Origin of the sequence: Oribacterium sp. HCP28S3_H8 (assembly GCF_052064775.1) — a bacterium.
GTDB lineage: Bacteria > Bacillota > Clostridia > Lachnospirales > Lachnospiraceae > Oribacterium.
In genome coordinates this window covers 1-14791 of record NZ_JBQHUZ010000018.1, presented here as the reverse complement: position 1 = coordinate 14791, position 14791 = coordinate 1, and the positions used below count along the sequence as shown (strand labels likewise).

At 43.6% G+C, this 14791-nt stretch carries 20 protein-coding genes and 2 pseudogenes; 7 read left to right on the top strand and 15 right to left on the bottom strand.

From position 1 onward, the window contains the following. Positions 1–105: 105 nt before the first annotated feature. The gene (locus ACTNEN_RS13055; protein WP_441206915.1) at positions 106–405 is read left to right on the top strand and encodes a FadR/GntR family transcriptional regulator; all 300 of its coding nucleotides are present in this window, start codon (positions 106–108) and stop codon (positions 403–405) included. A gap of 85 nt (positions 406–490) precedes the next feature. Here ACTNEN_RS13055 and ACTNEN_RS13050 read toward each other — a convergent pair whose 3' ends face one another. Together ACTNEN_RS13050 and ACTNEN_RS13045 are read right to left on the bottom strand one after the other, a co-directional pair. Further along, positions 491–1429, bottom strand: coding sequence for a hydroxyacid dehydrogenase (locus ACTNEN_RS13050; protein WP_441206914.1), 939 nt, complete (start codon positions 1427–1429; stop codon positions 491–493). A 231-nt stretch (positions 1430–1660) separates the two neighbouring features. Continuing rightward, positions 1661–2287 carry a lactate utilization protein gene (locus tag ACTNEN_RS13045; RefSeq protein WP_441206913.1) on the bottom strand — a complete coding sequence of 209 codons (627 nt, stop codon included), beginning with the start codon at positions 2285–2287 and terminating at the stop codon, positions 1661–1663. Between the two features lie 476 nt (positions 2288–2763). Between ACTNEN_RS13045 and ACTNEN_RS13040 the strand changes: the two genes are divergently transcribed. Continuing rightward, positions 2764–3030 carry a type II toxin-antitoxin system Phd/YefM family antitoxin gene (locus ACTNEN_RS13040; RefSeq protein ID WP_441206912.1) on the top strand — a complete coding sequence of 89 codons (267 nt, stop codon included), beginning with the start codon at positions 2764–2766 and terminating at the stop codon, positions 3028–3030. Continuing rightward, the gene (locus tag ACTNEN_RS13035; protein ID WP_441206911.1) at positions 3017–3331 is read left to right on the top strand and encodes a type II toxin-antitoxin system RelE/ParE family toxin; all 315 of its coding nucleotides are present in this window, start codon (positions 3017–3019) and stop codon (positions 3329–3331) included. Before ACTNEN_RS13040 ends, ACTNEN_RS13035 begins: the two co-directional genes overlap by 14 nt. A gap of 173 nt (positions 3332–3504) precedes the next feature. On the opposite strand, the gene ACTNEN_RS13030 is transcribed toward ACTNEN_RS13035, so the two are convergent. Both ACTNEN_RS13030 and ACTNEN_RS13025 read right to left on the bottom strand, forming a co-directional pair. Next, positions 3505–4818 carry an SLC13 family permease gene (locus tag ACTNEN_RS13030; RefSeq protein ID WP_441206910.1) on the bottom strand — a complete coding sequence of 438 codons (1314 nt, stop codon included), beginning with the start codon at positions 4816–4818 and terminating at the stop codon, positions 3505–3507. Positions 4819–4833: 15 nt separating this feature from the next. After that, on the bottom strand, positions 4834–5694 hold the full coding sequence (locus ACTNEN_RS13025) for a DUF6282 family protein (RefSeq protein ID WP_441206909.1): 861 nt from the start codon (positions 5692–5694) through the stop codon (positions 4834–4836). A gap of 256 nt (positions 5695–5950) precedes the next feature. Between ACTNEN_RS13025 and ACTNEN_RS13020 the strand changes: the two genes are divergently transcribed. Continuing rightward, positions 5951–6871: a LysR family transcriptional regulator gene (locus ACTNEN_RS13020; RefSeq protein WP_441206908.1), complete on the top strand. Its 921-nt coding sequence runs from the start codon at positions 5951–5953 to the stop codon at positions 6869–6871. Between the two features lie 570 nt (positions 6872–7441). On the opposite strand, the gene ACTNEN_RS13015 is transcribed toward ACTNEN_RS13020, so the two are convergent. The 3 genes and pseudogenes from ACTNEN_RS13015 to ACTNEN_RS13005 form a co-directional block, all read right to left on the bottom strand. After that, complete coding sequence (locus ACTNEN_RS13015; RefSeq protein WP_441206907.1) at positions 7442–7756, bottom strand: type II toxin-antitoxin system RelB/DinJ family antitoxin; 315 nt, start codon at positions 7754–7756, stop codon at positions 7442–7444. A gap of 100 nt (positions 7757–7856) precedes the next feature. Beyond that, on the bottom strand, positions 7857–7985 hold the full coding sequence (locus ACTNEN_RS13010) for a hypothetical protein (protein WP_441206906.1): 129 nt from the start codon (positions 7983–7985) through the stop codon (positions 7857–7859). A gap of 2 nt (positions 7986–7987) precedes the next feature. Then, positions 7988–8180: pseudogene (locus ACTNEN_RS13005) on the bottom strand (hypothetical protein); the annotation flags it as partial. Positions 8181–8269: 89 nt separating this feature from the next. On the opposite strand from ACTNEN_RS13005, the gene ACTNEN_RS13000 reads away from it, so the two are divergent. After that, complete coding sequence (locus ACTNEN_RS13000; RefSeq protein WP_441206905.1) at positions 8270–8512, top strand: type II toxin-antitoxin system Phd/YefM family antitoxin; 243 nt, start codon at positions 8270–8272, stop codon at positions 8510–8512. Further along, positions 8502–8738: a type II toxin-antitoxin system death-on-curing family toxin gene (locus tag ACTNEN_RS12995; RefSeq protein ID WP_441206904.1), complete on the top strand. Its 237-nt coding sequence runs from the start codon at positions 8502–8504 to the stop codon at positions 8736–8738. The genes ACTNEN_RS13000 and ACTNEN_RS12995 overlap by 11 nt, the downstream gene beginning before the upstream one ends. Positions 8739–8763: 25 nt before the next feature. Here the strand turns inward: ACTNEN_RS12995 and ACTNEN_RS12990 are convergent. From ACTNEN_RS12990 to ACTNEN_RS12955, 8 genes and pseudogenes are all read right to left on the bottom strand, one after another. After that, positions 8764–8853, bottom strand: a pseudogene (locus tag ACTNEN_RS12990) (HNH endonuclease); the annotation flags it as partial. Positions 8854–8868: 15 nt separating this feature from the next. Beyond that, positions 8869–9576 carry a hypothetical protein gene (locus ACTNEN_RS12985; RefSeq protein ID WP_441206903.1) on the bottom strand — a complete coding sequence of 236 codons (708 nt, stop codon included), beginning with the start codon at positions 9574–9576 and terminating at the stop codon, positions 8869–8871. Further along, the gene (locus ACTNEN_RS12980) at positions 9563–10963 is read right to left on the bottom strand and encodes an AAA family ATPase (protein WP_441206902.1); all 1401 of its coding nucleotides are present in this window, start codon (positions 10961–10963) and stop codon (positions 9563–9565) included. Before ACTNEN_RS12980 ends, ACTNEN_RS12985 begins: the two co-directional genes overlap by 14 nt. Positions 10964–11172: 209 nt before the next feature. Continuing rightward, positions 11173–11475 carry a hypothetical protein gene (locus ACTNEN_RS12975; RefSeq protein WP_441206901.1) on the bottom strand — a complete coding sequence of 101 codons (303 nt, stop codon included), beginning with the start codon at positions 11473–11475 and terminating at the stop codon, positions 11173–11175. A gap of 113 nt (positions 11476–11588) precedes the next feature. Beyond that, positions 11589–11765, bottom strand: coding sequence for a type II toxin-antitoxin system RelB/DinJ family antitoxin (locus tag ACTNEN_RS12970; RefSeq protein WP_441206900.1), 177 nt, complete (start codon positions 11763–11765; stop codon positions 11589–11591). 327 nt (positions 11766–12092) lie between these two features. Further along, the gene (gene gloA2 / locus ACTNEN_RS12965; RefSeq protein WP_441206899.1) at positions 12093–12476 is read right to left on the bottom strand and encodes an SMU1112c/YaeR family gloxylase I-like metalloprotein; all 384 of its coding nucleotides are present in this window, start codon (positions 12474–12476) and stop codon (positions 12093–12095) included. A 102-nt stretch (positions 12477–12578) separates the two neighbouring features. After that, positions 12579–12857: a hypothetical protein gene (locus ACTNEN_RS12960; RefSeq protein ID WP_441206898.1), complete on the bottom strand. Its 279-nt coding sequence runs from the start codon at positions 12855–12857 to the stop codon at positions 12579–12581. Positions 12858–12921: 64 nt separating this feature from the next. Beyond that, entirely contained in the window at positions 12922–13386 is a 465-nt protein-coding gene (locus ACTNEN_RS12955) for a hypothetical protein (RefSeq protein ID WP_441206897.1), read from the bottom strand. 774 nt (positions 13387–14160) lie between these two features. On the opposite strand from ACTNEN_RS12955, the gene ACTNEN_RS12950 reads away from it, so the two are divergent. Continuing rightward, positions 14161–14712, top strand: a complete 552-nt coding sequence (locus ACTNEN_RS12950; protein WP_441206896.1) for a hypothetical protein — start codon at positions 14161–14163, stop codon at positions 14710–14712. The last annotated feature ends 79 nt before the right edge of the window (positions 14713–14791 follow it).

Here is a 14791-nt window from a genome sequence, read left to right as displayed (position 1 = left end):
GGTCTCGCATGTTTGTAAGAGAGAATCCATACCCCTCTCTTACGCCTATAATTATTAACTTGTAATACTCATCCGAGATAGTGGGTATGGAATCTCGGATTACAATTGAGAGAAGAAATATGTAATCATTTGGAAACTGCAGCTCAAAAGGGAGATAGCTATTTTCAGCATGACATTACATTTCATAATTATATTGCCGGTTGTTCTCATAATCTCGTCATACACAGCTTTTTCCCTGCAATCAACCAGGGAATACTATTACAGGAGCATGTGACACAAGTACGCCTGAAAGACACCACGATAAAAATACATCGCCGCATCTTTCAAGCGTTGAAAAACCATCATCCATCTGAAGCCGAAGAAGCCATGACCCTTCACCTTTTACATGTCAAGGAGCGATTTTAAATATCTATAAAACCTTAGATAAGAGTTCTATACAAAATAACTTTTCAACCAAATCTGGTTTCTCCGTCAATCGTCGCTTCTTCAATCAAACGACTGCCCACTCAGGCCTACGACCAGACAGGACATCATCAATGCCTTGCGCAGCATGTATTGCCATTCTATCAAAGCTCTCCTTCGTATGAGCACTGCAGTGTGGGCTAAAAATAATATTTGGAAGATCATATAATAATGGTGATGGATCTGGCTCATCCTTAAGGCAGTCTAGCGCTGCTCCTGCAATATTTCTTGCTGCTAGTGTATCATGAAGCGCCCTCTCATCTACAACAGACCCTCTGTCGCAGTTAATGAGAAAAGCACTAGGTTTCATAAGGGAGAGTTCCTTCCTGCCAATCAGATTTTCCGTATGTTTTCCACCAGGTACATGAAGGGAGACAAAGTCACTGTTCTGCAAAAGATAGGTTAAATCTCTTGTTGCCTCCACATAATTGGGAACACTGTCTTGGGTTATATGTCTACTATATCCAATCACTTTCATATCGAAAGCGTCATGCAGCATCTTCCCCACACTAGAACCAATCCGACCATAGCCAACTATACCCACTGTTTTCCCATACAATTCCACATGATTTACATGGCTGCGGTAATCCCAGTTGCCCTTTCTCACCTCGTCATCACAGGTCAGTACGTGATAAGCAAGAGCAAGAATAAAAGCCACTGTATGTTCCGCAACAGATTCTGTGTTAGATAATGGACCATTAGTCACCCGAATCCCATGTGTTCTGCAGTAATCCAAATCTATATTGTCTGTTCCGACTCCATGCCGCCCAATCACTTTTAGATTTGAGTCTGCTGCCATTAGCTTGGCTGTAATTTTAGCAGTACGCACCAGCAAAGCGTCCGCGTGCCCAATTTCACGAAGCATCGTTTCTTCATCGCTGTCCGTACCAATACGAATAGCATAGCCTTTCTGCGTCAAATAATCTTTTCCCGCTTGTGCAATGTTTTGTGGAATATAAACTTCCATCTCGGTCCTCCCTCTTTATTAAAGCAGCTAATTACACTTTTCATTTAACTTTATTGTAAAGCTAGTGTTCTCCAACGCCGAAACAATAAAATACTCTCCAAAATTTTTTCTATCCCCTTCCCACTGCCGAGCGGGGATCAGGACTTTCGCCCTATAAAACGTGCGCCCGCCTGGCGTATTAAAAATACCACCGGTTATTTCTGCCGGTGGTATAAAATCTTAAATGCTGTCTCAGAATCCAAGGTCGTCATTTACCAGGATCACAGAGATTCTGCCTGCATGCCGTGAGAACCGGGTAATCAGGAACTGGCAGCAAATCGTGTCTGCGGACTTGCAATCATAGCATTTACCGGTTTTTCTACAGGGGGTATTGATATCAAATCTCTGCGTATTAAGCGGTGCTGCAATATTTCTTGCGCGCTTCATGGCACTGTCAAGGTCACTGCAGATTTTATTCATGCCAACGATAAAAAGTACCTTGCGAGGTCCCTGTGCGATACAGGAAACGCGGTTGGCATTGCCATCAATATTCACGAGGATACCGTCATCCGTCATGGCATTGACGCTGGAAAGGAAAATGTCCGAATCATACGCCGCAAGCAATCCTTCCCGCGCGCCCATGGTTGCCCGGTCAATGTAATGATACGGACCGGTTTTCAGCGCATCGATCAGGCCGATTTCCACTGCACTGGTGCATCCGCCCATGGCAATCTGACTTCCCTCCGGGATCAAGGATAAAGCTAATTTAAGTGCTGCTTCTTTATCCTCTGCGTAATAACCTGTCATATTTCTGGACTTAAGTCCCTTTATTACAGTTTCCTGCAGTACAGCATTTCTCTTTTTTTCAAATTCAGTCATAATGAATGCAAGCTCCTCTTTCTTATATAATTTTGTATCACGGCGTGTTGATCGAAGTTCCTGTCGACGCTCATGTATCACAAGGAACGTCTAAGTCTTTATACGTTCAGTGAAATATATGTATTATTATATCAAAAAGATCCGCGTAGCAACAGAGTCAATCTCTTCAGGAACACAATCCGGGAAGGATCTGATGAAGTTTGCATTGCGTCTACATGTTCCACTGCCGCCGATACATTCATAAGATTCCGGGCAATATATAAGGCAATATCACGCATGGATTCTTCTGCTTGTTTTGTAATATTAACCTTATAGGAGTCCATGCAACTCCCCATAATCCTCTTGCGAACATCCTCTACAGGCGAAACTACTTATACCAGCCTTTGCCGCAGACGGCGTATAGACCTTCGTCCCCTCTTACTTCTTGTAATCTGATATATTTATGATATTATTATGATAGCAAAGGAGGGATCACTATGATCAACATTCGCCCTGTCTCCGACCTCAGAAACAAGTTCCCGGAGCTTGAAAAAACTGTCATGGAATCAAATGAACCTGTCTTTCTTACGAAGAACGGCTATGGCACCATGGTTCTTTTAAGTATCGAACAGTACTCCGCCCTCACTGACGACACAGAACGCAAGCTCGATGAAGCCGATGCAATAGCAGCGAAATCGGACAAACGATACTCTGCAGATGAAGTCTTCACCAGAGTAAGGAGTCACATCCGTGAAAAAGTATAAGCTGTCGTTTCTTCCCCTTTTTGAGAAAGATCTGAATGAGATCGTGGATTACATCTCAACCGATCTTCAGAACCCTAGTGCCGCGGATCGTCTGGTTGACGATATCGAATCTGCAATAAACAAACGCCTGGAAGCGCCGTTGTCATTTGCTCCATATCGTTCCGTAAAGATGAGACCACACCCATATTACAGAATCAACGTCAGAAACTTTTCCGTTTTCTATGTTGTCATCGATGATACCATGGAGGTACGCCGCGTTCTGTATTCCAAGAGAGATCTGGATAAACTACTCAACGATTGATCGCTCATTGACACTCCACACGACTAAAGTTGTGGGATTCTTGCTTCAACCACTACTGCGTCCCTAGTAACAGAAATCCCGTTGCTTTGCCGACTGGCAATACAACGGGATTTCTGTTATGGTCAACGAAAGGGGGATTGATTATCGTTAACTTCTTAAATTTTCCGGTTCTATCAAAGAACGATAGCGATGATAAAATTATACAGCGCTCCGGCTATGATGCTGATTGGAACGGCAACCATAAGAAGTCGATTAAACAGTTCATTACGGTCGTCCTCCTTCGGGGTTGAGCCTAAAATCAGCGATCCACCTGAAGAGAATGGGCTGATGGCGCTGGACTGTGCACCGATGACGGTACATGCAAACAGAGTTGCGGAACTCAAGCCTGTAGAAGCAGCCAAAGATGGAATAAGCGGGAAAAGTGCCGGCGCTACCACACCAGTTGTAGAACTGAAGAAACTCATAAACGCACCCACAATACTAAATGCGATTGGTACGAGTGGCTTCGGAACATTTGAACCGATCCATGTAGACAATGCATCAATCGTGCCTGCCTCAACTGCAACCGCAATCAGCATACCAGCTCCTGCGATCATCACGATGGTATTCCATGGAATTCTTGCGATGGCTTCTTTCTGAGGTGCCAGTTTCAGATAAAGTGCAATTACAGCAAAAATGATTGCTACCAAACCGACATCCACCTTACCACTGATATACTTGATTGCATCATTTCCCGGCATCAATACTTGCAGTAGTGGGAAGATCAGAACAACCACCATCATGACGATCATCAGCATCAGGGTCGTCTTCTGCTCCCCGGTGAATGCGTCAGGCTTTTTAAAGGTAACGCCCTTTCCGATGTTTCGATTCTCTTTAAAGCCGAAACGAAAAACAGTGATCAGAATAAGTGAAAAGATAACCGCAAAGATAAAAATCTTCATCTCCATAGCAAATGTATCGATGGCCGGAACCTCCGGTGTAGCTTCAAATGCACTGTCCGCAAGTCCTCTGAAAACGACGCCGAGATTTGAAGTTGGAAAGTTACCACCGGCTAAAGCTCCGCAGTTAATCGCAACCGCACCTGTAAGCTTATCCATTCTCGATTCATCGCAAATGACCAGTGTGATCGGAGCAAGAAAAGCTAATACGGTAAAAAAAGTAGCACCCATCACAGACAGAATGACCGCTACCGCAAACAGCGCAAACGGAAGAAGTCCCGGTATTTTACGACACGAGTAAAGCAGGGCACCGGACATCTTTTCCAGCGTTCCGTTGATGGCGGCAACATTGTAAAAAAGAGACACAGAAAGAATGACGAACATGGTGCTGGTCGGCCAGAAACCAATCACCTGCTTCGGCTTCATGCCCATAACGAAACATCCGATGACATACGCAAAGATAATACAAAAAAGACCTGTGTTGAGTTTTGTTTTGTACCCTAAAAAGATCGCTAATGCAATAGCAAAAATAATTGCTGCACTTAACATACTCCTGACCTCCTGTTATTCGATACCGAGCAGCCGATATGGAATCGTTCTCGTCATGTGATAGACCTGTTCCTCCGGGATACCATGATCCACGAGATACTGCATGTACTCTTCCAGCGCCAGTTCCCAATGTGGATTCTCGGTCTGCCCACCGTCCGTATCCACCATGACATGTTCGTAGCCTACCGCCTTAATGATCTCCAGATTTTCCTGAAGATTGCTCTTGTACTTTCCACCGCCCATGTTCTGTGCATAGCAGCGCTCCAGAATGACGTCATAATCCTTCACGAGACGGATCTGATCTTCGAAGCTCATATCTACGACCCACCACTCCGGATGGGTGATGACGATTTTCTTTACACCGGCATCTCTCGCAGCTTCCACGACCACAAACGCCTCCTCCGGAGATACATGGGCCGTCCCCAGCACGACGTCGTAATCCTTGATCAGCTTAAATACATCGAGCAGTTCCGGAACAACTTTTCCGTCCCTTACAAGTTCGATTCCATTTGCCGGATCCTGTCCCATTCTTTCCAGGTGACGCTTCGCAGACTGCGTCGGCAGCCAGATTTCCTTCGCCCCCAGCTTTAATCCCTTCTCCACTGCCTCTGGATTAATGCCTCCGACGACCTTATTCATCACGACGCCGCCATACATCGTAAAACCGGTGTTTTCACCATACATGCGCTTTACATACTGGTTCGTGAGGTAAGCACGATTCACTGTAAAGCCGAGATGAGATTTTATGACGATTGCCTTCGCGCCTACACGGACGGCTGCATCAGCCAGCTCGAAATCATCATACGCTCTCAATCTCAAGTCCGGATTCGTGTGTACATGCATATCGCACACACCCTTCATAGAAACTTTTCCCATTTCTTTTTCCTCGTTCATGGTTGAATTTGCTTAAGCCTCTTTAGTATATTCACTTTTTGATAGCGCAAAAACAGGAAATGTTTTATACTTGTCATCGGTATAACCGATGGCAGAGAGGCAAAGGATTTCTATTTTCAGCGCAGATTCCTATGGGCAATGTTGCCGTCCTCCACTGCTGAAGCAGACCTTTTTTCTGATATCAGACATTCAGATCCGCACGGATGCGAAATCAACGATAAAATGGGAGAATATTTGTATGGAAATCAAGGAACTGAATTATCTTATTGCGATTGCAGAGGAAAAAAGCATTTCAAAAGCCGCAGAACGTCTCTACATGGCACAGTCTAGTCTGAGCCAGTACCTGCAGACCCTGGAAAGCAATCTGGATACCAAGCTGTTTATCCGTACGAATAAAGGTATCCGCTTGACAGAGGCTGGAGACATCATGCTGAAGTATGCCTACTCCACACTCTCTGAGTACCATCGCGCAAAAGATGAAATCCAGGATCTCAAGAATTTACAGAGCGGTAAAGTCATTCTGGGCATCAGTGAGTTTCGCGGCTCTTACCTGCTTCCACCCGTGCTGAATGCCTTCAAACTGGATCATCCGGGTATAAAGGTGCAGATCGTAGAGCGAAACTCCATGGCACTGGAACGACTGCTTATAAGCGGAGACATTGACATCGCGCTGCTCGTCCTTCCAGTGTCTGATACCAGAATCCAGGCCGATTTCGTAATGAATGATGAAATCTGTCTGATTGCCAGCGAAAATCATCCGATCATACATTATGCACACACATACGATTCTTCTAACTCACAATCGCATATACCGCAGTATGTCGATATTAAAGATGCGGCACAGTATGAATTTTTATTAAGTGACTATAATACGATTCTGGGGCGGGAAGCGCGACGCATATTCAGCCGAAATGGATTGCAACCGATTACATGCAACGAGTCTCTCTCCGCACTGATGGCCGCCGGCCTCGGGGCCTCCGGTCAGGGTCTGGCCTTCACATATTACAGCTCACGTCATTATTTTCGGAGCGCCAGATTCTTTTCGCTCGGCGAGGATCGAGCCTCGATTCAGCTCGCTGTCGCACTCCCACCAGGCCGCTATCACTCTAAGGCCACGAAAGCACTTCGCGATGTCATGATGAAAATTCTGTATGAATAAAGTTTTGTGAGCATGAAAAAGAGCATCCGAAGATGCTCTTACTTCTATTCAACCTATAGTTTTAAAGTTACTTCTTATGCCGTCCGACCAGATATCCTACAATAAGGCAGATCACTCCGACACAGACATATAGAATAGTTTTCATCTGATTTCCTCCCTCAAGCTTTGACATCCATCCCTGAAAATGCTATAGTTAAGTTGCAAAAAATAGTGCTACCGATAGACGGTTAGCCCGATAAACATTTAACTATTACAGAATAGCCGCTTGTTTTCTCAGGACAGGGCGGCTATTTCTGTGTCTTATCATTGATATCCTTTCCAATCATATATCCGATTGAGAAGCATGTCAGGCCAAAGCCCAACACCATAATCAAATCGATGATATTCATGGTACAGCCCTCCTTTCCTTGGATTTCCGTTTCCGGATCTCTATGTACTCGGAGGGTCACAGTCCCTCCGTAGAGGGCTAACCGCCTACCGTTCTGGTAGCACCTTACTTATTCTATCATTTCACAGTTTTCTTTACCAGCCATCAGCATATGATTTCCTGCATGCTTTGTAATATTAACCTTATAGGAGCCCATGCAACTCCCCCATAATCCTCTTGCGAACATCCTCTACAGATGAAACTTCTCCATGATCCGCCTGACGAAGGCCTTCTGCCATTCTTGCGTTGAACTCTTCACGTGACATCTCGCTCAGTGCCTTCGGAGCCTGCACATTCTTTGATGGTTGAAACGGAAGGCCATTGTCCGTAATGATCTGTCTGTAGAACATGTTGATCGCTACAGAGGATGGGATACCCATACCTTTTAAGATATTTTCTGCCTTTTCTTTGACATCAGGTTCTACCCTTGCAATGACATTCGCTGTTCTTGTTGCCATACGATCAACCTCCTTACATTCCTTCTACGAGAGATAATAACATATTGTATATCGTTTCACGATCACTTTGATTGCATTTGTCAGAACGAATCGAATTACCTTATTTCAGAAACTCTCCCGGAGAAACAATTCGGAGATCTGTTAGTGCCTTGTAAAGAGCTCTTGCAGGTGTGCTTCCGGGAAAAAGTGCGGCTGAGAACAGGACGTTACTGTCAATAAATACCTTCATCCTCAATCCTCATCTCTGATAGACTTCATCAGATTGTTAACGTCCTGCTCCGATTCTTCTTCGGCGATCTGGTGTAGGTGATTTCGAGCTTCTGATTTCAGCAGCTTCTGTTAAGACTCTTTGCTGAAGATTGCCTTTCTAGCCTGACTGATGCTGTTTTTATTCCATCAGGACTGACCCCATCAGCCTCGTTATTCGCCTCGTTTTTCTTTTAAGCTTTTAAACAATCCATTGAATTTATCCTAGAATTTATCTATAATCAAAATATCAAGGAGGTACTCATTATGATTATTGACACTGATAAAACTGTTTCGATGACAGAAGCTAATCAGAACTTCTCCAAGGTTGCCCGTATGGCAATGGAATATGGTGACGTCACGATTCTGAAAAACAACAAAGTTTTTCTAACTGTCCACTATGTACCACAAGATGATTCTGTAAAGGCTGCATCTGATGCAGATGTGCTTGCTTCCTCAGCAAAGCTATTAAAACGAAACAAACACGTTTATGAGGAACTTGCGAAATGAATATGCTGACAAAGCCGTCCGCCTTGGATACGGACTGATTACAAATCACCCTTTTGTTGATGGCAACAAACGTATCGGTACACACGCCATGCTTGTGATGTTGGATATCAATGGTATTGAGCTTCCATATCAAGACGAAGATCTGATCCAGCTAATCCTGAAAATTGCATCAGGAAAAGCAGACGATCGTGTCCTTCGAACTTGGGTTCTCGCACACATCGTATAATGAGTGCATTGACTTAACTTTCCCCTCAGTACCGATACGTCGGATTGTGATCCTCTCGTCCAGTCTTCCTGTCGTGGCACCTCTTACACAGCGCCTGCCAGTTCGATCTGTCTTTATAACGATGCCATTTTTAATCTGTGCCTTTCAAATTTTCCTGTTCAAAAAGAATCCGAAGATTGCTATGGCGATTCAGTGAATTAGTTCCCTCTCGAATAAACGTCCATGTCTGTGTATAGCCTCCGGGAACAGCCACTTCTTCAGACTCTATGAAGGCAACGAAATCCATTGGGTTCTCTTCATACCTGTCTGCAAAAGCATCGGCCAAGGCTACTTTTTGATCGTCAGTCAGTTCAGTTTCCACATTATGCAGAACGTGTTCCATATTTCTTGAGAAATAGTAAATTGAATAAGGGATACTCGACTTCATTTTTCCAGTGGAGCACAAAGAAGCCACTACACTGCTTTTCTTTTGATTCCGTTCCTGAATATACTTGACCTCGCCCGTTTCAATGTGATCCTCAAAATACTGAACGCCTTTTTCCTTTCTGGCCTTTACCAAATTATCAGGAATAAATGCCCCATCCGTATCTATCAAATGAACAATCTGCAAAATATCGCTTTCTTTATATGCGTACTTTTTCATCTCCGCTGCAATTCGCTTTGCTACATAACTTTTCGCATTATTTGCAGTAATCGCATCTTCCGTTGTAATATCTCCATGAATCACATGGAAATGAACTTCTGCAGATGAAAAAATTTGTTTTAGCACAGAACTAAGCGCATACTCGTCGGTCGGGCCTTCCACAATAACGAAGATAACTTTCTTAGCTTTCGACATGAGCTTCCACCGCCTTTCCTGCACGACGGAAGGCGCGACCAATCGCCACACTATCCGTTTCTTCATACATTTCTTCTTTCTGGCCCCCCAGCGTCAGGCTACGCAAATACAGGTCACGAAGATTATTATTTGTCTGTACATTCTGCAGGCGGATATATCGGTTACAAGGATTTGTTGTTGAGAACAGAATACTCTTCTTTCCAAGCATTTCCAATGCTCTCAGATTGTGTGAGGTAAAAATCAGTTGTCCTTTTCCTCCGTCAGAAAAAACCGCTAGTAATTCTCCGAGAAGATACTCAAACACCCCGGAATCCAATTCATCGATTACCAGACACATAGATGGATTGTTATAAACGCAAATCAGAACATTTAAGAAAGAAACAATTTTTACGATACCCTCTGATTCATATTTAAGCGGAATGGAAATATCTCCGCGTTTAGACAATAATTCAATTTTATACCCAGTATCTCCATTGTCCAACAGCTGCTCTCCGAAGTTATGAACCTCTACTTCCATGCCTGGGATAACATTTTTCAGTACAATGTTCATACCATCAATAATTGTCAGCGCAAGCCGAAACTGTCTTTGGGTCACAACGGATGGTTCATCAATCCGTATGAGCAAATCTCCCGTTGTAATATGCTCTCCATCTCTCAGATAAAATGCAACAGGCAGTACCAGATTCATACTGATTGGGCCAGAGTGTTCATTGTTGATTACGAACAAATTCACCAGAGCATACTTTTGTAATATTGCAAATAGGCCACTATATTTTCCCATTACATCTTCCTTGCTCTGAGAAAATACCCGGTATCCCTCTTCTCCGAAAATAAAAGACTGATGGGATTTGATAGAGATTGCCTGTGCAACATTTAGGGCAACTCGCACTTTCTTATCATTTGCAACCAGCTTCTTATAACGATACTCTGGTGCAAACGTAACATCCTCATTATCATACTGATAATCAATTAAGGTGGATTCAACAGCACGGATGTTCTCTTTTCTCGGAACAACTGTCATGCGTTCATGTGAAATCACAAATCCATCCGCATCTTTTTTTAAAGCCACACTGTAGTTCACAGTTTCTTTTTGTACTTCCTCCGCTACAGAAAAGCTCACGTCAATTTCGCACTCTTCTTCGCCTTGAGCAATGTACTCTTTTGTATCAGCAGGAAGTTCTTCTCCGCTCAAAAGCATTTTCACAAAGCGAAGAGCCTCAACAACAGATGTTTTTCCTGATCCGTTCTGCCCATACAGACCTAAAACATCCGCCTTTTCTGAAAACAGTTCTTTTCCACTGTATGCAGGCATCTCAACAATGCCCTTTTTCACATTCTTAAAATTGCTCAGCACAATTTTATTGATTCGCACGATGTTATGTTTCATTGAAACCCCTCCCTTTCTATTTCATCATATCATCTCGCGCGTTTTTGTCAACAGAAAAGCATAATCAATACATTTTTATCGTTTTTATCAGCTTTGTTTTCATCTTTTGCTTGACAAATATCTTGTACATTTAGCTCGATGTCTATTCATTGTAAAAAAGGCATAAGAAAAGCACCAATCCTGATTGGATTAGTGCCGGTGTAAAAGATTTATTCGTTATCGTTTGATGCATTCAAGATAATATCGAGCATCTGCTTGGGAGTTACAACATATGGCTTCGTTGGAAAGTGTTTCATGTTTCCCGTTACCAGATACGCGTCCTCATCCTTTCTTGCCTGCATCGTAACTTCATAGAATACTCTGTCTTTGGGATCTGGAAGATCAACATCCAAATGCTCCTCAGAAATAGAAATCGCATGAGAAAACAGTTCGTTGATGCTGCCCGGAACCGATTGCCATTTAAGCGCCGCAGATACCAGGACATTTGCATCAATCACTGCGTAATACTTCACAGGCGCCTCACTTTCTGGCATCTGCAATTTCGGCATTGATCTCATCCATCGTCATATCAGAGATTCCGTTTTCTTCCGCAATTCGGCTGGCCCGCTTCATAGCAGAGACACCTTTATTTTCTGGAGTTTTCTCGATTCTCATGCAAAAAGGGGATCCCCTTATCCCTGACCAGTCTGGAGACACACATTCTAAGATAGGACGGCATATCCAGCCCAAGCTGATCTAAGATTCTTGTAGCCTCGACTCGCTCTGTTTCGTCTGCTCGGAATTGTACAAGTGTGTTTGCCATAGTAAACACCTCCTTTTCTAATTCCATATTAGCACGTAATAAATGCAAATGCAGTCAAATGATTACAGAACAATCAGTCCTCGGCTGTCGTAAACACTCTCTTCACTTTCATGTCGAATTGCACGATCTAAAGCCATGACAGTAGCAACCGCACCATCGATCTTTTCAGTACTCTTTTCCTTGTCCATCTAAAACGGTAATAGCAGAATTGCTTAGAATACGGAAAGAAGATAAGGAGGACACAAAATTGCACCGAAGAAGAAAAAAGCTGAAAAGCCTGAATAATAAGAACACACGCCACCGCCTGGTTTTCTTGTTTTCTTCATTTTACTCATGCAGCTCCAACGGCAGTCCGTCCGGGTCATGGAAGAAAGTCATCTTCTTGCTGGTGTAATCATCCACACGAATTGGCTCACATTCAATTCCTACCTCTGCCAACTCATTCACTGTCTGCTCCACGCTCTCCACACAAAATGCAAGGTGACGCAGCCCACAGGCCTCCGGCCGGTTCACTCGCTTCGGCGGGTTTTCTTCTGCAAAAATCTCCAGCTCTGTGTGTTTGTTAACACGCAGATCCAGCTTCCAATCTTTACGCTCTGGGCGATAGTTTTCTCTAATAATGGGAAAGCCCAACTTGTTCACATAGAATTCCCTTGCGGCTTCGTAGTCGGATACGATGATCGCGATGTGGTGTATTTTAGATAAGTTCATTTTATGTCACACTCCATTTCTTTTATTTTCGTTATAAACTACACAGCGACCTTCAAAAAAATACCGTGTGAACTTCTGGGGTTCAGTTTGTCCACACGGCATTTATTTTTTTCTTGATTTTCTTGTTGATTTCAGTCTTTCAAGGATCTCATCCGCACTCATGCCGCTTGCCAGCAGTTTCTTAAGCACTGCTTCGGCTTCGGCCTTCTTCAAAGCAGACTTCTTCTCTTTCAAGTCAAACTTCAAAGTATCAATGTTGGCAGTAATGGAGATGATTTCAGTATTCAGAGACGCAATAGCCTCCTGCTTCTCTGCAATCTGAGATGCGTAGTCAGTATGGGTAGTTTTGGGGCGGTTTTTGCTGCCTTTTGTTCTGGGCATAGTGATAACCCCATTCCTTTTATAGTTGTTTAAGTATAGCACAGTGTTGGGTATAGGAGCAATCTTATGGCAGCATAATTCCTTTAGACAGAAGATATGCCTTAAAAGCACCATACAATACAGGAATTCCAGCTGTCGCACCAGCCACCGCAATATCTCCGCCCTTATCTTTAACATATTCCCAAAGAGGGTGTGTCTCGTCTATCTCTTTCTTTATCAAGTTCATCAGTTCTTTTTCAACCTGAACTCCATCCTCGCCAGAAGCAAAAATATCCTGTAGTATTTCTAGCTGTTTTTGACCTGTTTCCAATTGTTTTTGCAATGTTTCATTTTCTTTTTCCAGCAATTCGATATGTGACGATTGCTGGTCAATCATCTTTTCTAAACGTTCATTAGTCACATCTGTATTATGTGCTGTGCGCTCCATTGCTTCTTGCATCCGTTTTCTATTCTGATATGCTTGCTCGCCCACTTCTTGAGCCTGACGTATCATACGGTCCTGTTCTGCTGCAAAATTTTCTGTAATCATTCTTTGCGGTTGTATACTAGCATTAAATTTTGAAATCATGTCAGGCGTAAGTTAGGTTCCAAATTTGAAATCATCTGCCATTAATCTTCTCCTATATATGTAAACATCCTTGCTTGTAATAATCTATTAGCGGGGTCCAGAGGTACGGCCTCTAGGTGTAGTTTCGTTTATTAACGCTTTATTCTTCGCTTAGCTGTTTTGTTCATGTAAGTGTTGGCTACGAACCCCAAATACACCCGTAGGATATCCCATCTGAACCCACATATAAGTTACCATCAGACTGTTCATCACAGCGCCTCCATCAATCTCAATGTTTTTGACAAATCCATCGGTTTTGAACTTTAACTTCAAGCAACTCAACCAAGTTCCAAATAAAGCAATAAGCGACAAGTTATTTTCACATCTTCGCCAATCATAAATCGTTGCCTGCTGCTCACCACGAAGATGTGTGTGATTATCAGAGCGGCACAGGGAGCTTCCGCTCCCAGTATATCACAATTTCATTTTTACAGACGCTTTCTTACCTTCATGATTCCACAGTAACACAGGGCTGAATTGAATTTCAAAGTTCCACTCCAACTGGAGCCAAAGTGGAATGAGTATTCCGGGCGATTCTGAACCGCCGTTCCGGCGCCACAGTACCACTGTTCCGTTTTCGGCGATACCGCGGTTCCGGGATTCGGATACCGTGATTCCGGTCAGATGATACCGATTCCCTTTATAATGAATTCATACGCTTTGCAGCGTAAATTCATTACGAAGGAGGTCACCATTATGATCAAGTATCGTGAGATCATCCGGCTTGCCGGATTGAATCTCAGCCAAACCAACATTGCCCTTAGCTGCAATGCATCCAAGACAACTGTCAACAAGGTGCTGAAGGCAGCCAAAGAGCAAAATCTTGTCTGGCCTCTGGATCCTAAACTTAGCGATCCAGTCTTAGGCAAGTTGCTTTTTCCTGAAGTGAAAGCAAAGCCAGCCACTTCAAAGCGGATGCCCGATTTTGAGCATGTCCGCAAAGAGCTTCTTCGAAACGGAGTGAATAAGAAGCTCCTTTGGACAGAGTATCTTGAAGAATGCCGTCTCTCCAAAGAAGAGCCACTTATGTACTCTCAGTTCTTTTCCCTCGGTGAGTTAAACCAGGCGATTCGGCAGAAACTGGAAGATTTCAGCCATCGCCCGTTCCAAAAAAAGAGGGGAGCCGGTATGAAATCTTCCGCGACGAAGAACTGCCATTGCTGGCCCCGTTACCTGCTACCCCATATGAACTGGCGGAATGGAGACACGCCACCGTTCGATACCGTCAATATTTTTGCGCAAATTTAGTTTTAACCGATATTCTCTGATTAAAAATCAGAGCCTACACAATTAGTACCTTGATAAATTCATTTAGCCCACATCAGTT